Origin of the sequence: Methanobrevibacter sp. (assembly GCF_045646045.1) — an archaeon.
GTDB lineage: Archaea > Methanobacteriota > Methanobacteria > Methanobacteriales > Methanobacteriaceae > Methanocatella.
The window spans coordinates 1-3,682 of record NZ_JAZRJY010000077.1; the positions used below are offsets into that span (position 1 = coordinate 1).

Genomic DNA, 3,682 nt, shown 5'->3' on the forward strand with positions numbered 1-3,682 from the left:
GGATATTTCTGATTATTTGAATGATGTTTCTGATTTAATTTTAAAATCAATGACAAACAGTATTTATCCGTTTAGGCTGCTTGCAAGAGAATTTAATTTAAATAATAATGTTGTTTTCGAATATAATTATGACTTAAATGATGTTTCAAATATATCTGATAAAATAATATTTGAAGAATTGGCCTGGGATCCAGTCTCTGACTTATTATGTGTCGTGAATGATTTGGAAGATGGTTATAATATAAGTGTTGAATATTCCGACTATTATTCTAAAGATACAATGCTTCGTTTTATTAGAGCATTTGAAAAAATACTGCTTCAGATATTAGATAAAGATTATTTATCTGACATACATTACACTTCAATTAGCGATTTAGAACTTTTAAACGATAATAATCATAGTGAACATTTATTAAAATATGATGACATCGTGGAGGCATTTAATGATAGCCTTACTGCTTATCCAAACAGCAATCTTGTATTGGGTGATGAGGCTTCATATACTTATGCTGAAGGCGCATATTTGATTAATCGAATAAAAGAATTATTAAATGCGAATGATATTGGTGCCAATGATAAAGTAAGTGTTTTTGTTGACCGTAATCATTGGGTATTGCTATCAAATATGGGTATTCTATCTGCCGGTGCAACTTATGTTCCTATTGATGAAAATCATCCGAATAATCGTATAAAATATATGATTGAAAAATCCGAATCCAAAGCAATTATTACAACAGATACATTCCAAAACAGGGCAAATAAACTAATCAATGAATTGGATGTTAATCTAAAAGTCATTAATGTTTCATCATTATCTGAAGTTAGTGGAAAGTTATCAAAACTTGATTACACTAATCCTGTCATTAACGATACGGCATGTATATTATTTACTTCCGGTACTACCGGAAATCCTAAAGCAGTGCCGGTTGGACGACATTCTATTGCAAATATGGTGCAATTCTATAGACATAATGCGGAATTTAGAAATGGTGATGTATATGGAGTATTTGCATCTGTTGGTTTTGATGTGTCCCTGCAGCATTATGCAGCTCTTTTAACTGGTGGTGCAGTAACTTGGGTTCCAAACAGCATAAGATTGGACATTACAAAATTAAATGAATACTTTGTTAAATATGGAGTTACTCATACAATCATTACAACTCAGGTTTCCAAATTATTTGTGGATAATGTAAAAGATACCTCACTGAAGAATTTATCTGCTGTGGGGGAAAAATTAGGTTCTGTAAATCCTCCGCAAAATTATACTTTCCTTGATGTCTACGGGCCGACTGAAGCAACATCTTCAATGACTTCAATTAATGTTATTGATAAAATTGATGATTCATCAGTTGGTTATCCTGATTGGAATACAAAAATATATCTTTTGGATGACGAACAAAGAAGAATTCCATTTGGAGCTGTAGGGGAATTATATATTTCCGGTTATCAGGTAAGTAAAGGTTATCTGAATAATCCTGAAGCCAACGCCAAAGCATTCTTCATGAATCCATTTGATGGTGAATTGGAAGGTTATGAACGAATGTATAAAACAGGAGATGTTGCACGATTCCTGCCTGATGGAACGCTAGGATTTATAGGAAGAAATGATTCACAGGTTAAGATTCGTGGAAATCGTGTAGAATTATCTGAAATAGAATGGGTAATAAGAAATATTGATTATGTAGAAGACGTAACTGTTCAGACATTTGAAAATAATGGCAATAATGAATTGGTAGCTTATGTTGTTGTATCTGAAGATATTGGAGATATTGAAGATAGGATTTGTGAACATGTAAAGGAACATAAGCCTAGTTATATGGTTCCTTCATTTGTTATTAAATTGGATAAACTTCCTTTAAATGTTAATGGTAAATTAGATAAAAAGGCTTTACCTGAAGTTGATTTGGATATGTTATCTGCAGGTTATGTTGCTCCAAGAAATGCAACCGAAAAAATTATTGTTGATGCATTTGGGAAAGTCTTCAATCAAGAGAAAATTGGTATTAACGATGATTTCATTCGTCTTGGTGGTGATTCATTAACTGCAATTAAATTGCTGCCTTATCTTGAAGATTATAATGTTACTGCCGCAGATATTTTAAGTTTACACACCCCTCACGAAATTGCAAATAATATTGATAAAAATGATATGCAGTTTGATTTGGATATTTATTCTTTGGATGGAGGATGTCCTTTAAATGAGCCTCAATTAAATGTATATCTGGATATTATTTCAAATGAAAAGACAGACTCTTATATAATTCCAGTAGAAATAACTATCCCTAAAAATTATTCTTCTAAAGATATTGTAGAAGCTTTGAATAAACTTCTTAATGTCCACCCCATTTTAGGCATGTGTGTCGATGACAGTTTTGAAGTTCCTTATTTGGTTAAAGGATCCAAACCACAAATCATTCAGCATGAAAACGATAGAAATTTCATTCAAGAATTTTTAACAAAAGCATTTGATTTGGATGACAGTCTATCTAGATTTTTAATTATTGATAATGGGGATAATTATACTCTCTTCAGTGTATTTAACCATATTATTTTCGATGCATTATCTGGTGATGTATTTAAAAATAATTTATTCACACTCCTTAACGGAGGTAGTGTTGAAATTGACGATTCATTTTTAAAAGTTTCAGCATTCAATCAACAGATACGCAATACAGATGAATATAATAATGCCAATAATTTCTACAGCTCCATGCTGATGGATGCGGATGATGCAAGCATTTTATTGGATAGTGTAATGTCTGACGGGCCTGGAGTCACACAAATAAATCTTGATTTGGATTATAATTCATTCAAATCATTCTTAAAGAATTATGGAGTCAATGAAAATATTGTTTTCACAAGTGCCTTCGCATATACCTTATCTAAATTCACAGGTAATGATTTGGCATTATTCAACATTACTGAAAATGGCCGTGACAGATTTAACTTCAACTCTGTTGGTATGTATGTCAATACCTTGCCAATGCTGGTTGATTGTAAAAACCAGAGTATTTCATCATTTATGGATTATTTGGCTGATTTAATTTATAATGTAATCAGATATAATTATTATCCATTCAGATTGCTGGCAAAAGAACATAATATAAACTCAAGTATAATCTTCCAATTTTTACCGGATTGGATTATAGAAAATAATGAAAATGAAATTGATATTCCTGTAGAAATTAATGAGAATGAATTTATAAGTCAAATGGATGATTTGATTGCTGATTTAAGTGTTGAAGTTATTCAAAAAGATAAAAATTACATTTTAAATGTCAGATATTCCAATAAATATTCCAAAGAGCTAATGGAATCTTTTGCAAAATCATATAAGTTAATCTTAAACAATCTATTTGCTGTCAATAAATTATCTGATATAAATTATATTGATAATGATGATATTAAACTTTTAGACAATATTAATCGGACAGAACATGAATTAATGTATAATGATGTTTTGGATGCTTTTAATGATAATTTGGCAAAATGCCCAAAAAATAATCTTGTATTCATGAACAATAATCATTACAGTTATGGTGAAGGAGCTTATATAGCAGATAGGATTGCAAAACAGTTAATGGAGTTGGGTGTTAAAGCTGGTGGCTGTGTTGGCTTTTTAACTGGTAGATGTGAGTATTATATGTTCTCTATTTTGGGTATATTGTCTGTAGGTGCGGTT

Annotated in this window: 1 protein-coding gene; it reads left to right on the forward strand. The window is 30.9% G+C overall.

The features are described from left to right. The coding region (locus ACKI5C_RS04925) for an AMP-binding protein (protein ID WP_407432088.1) at positions 1–3,682 on the forward strand (3,682 nt) is incomplete at both ends.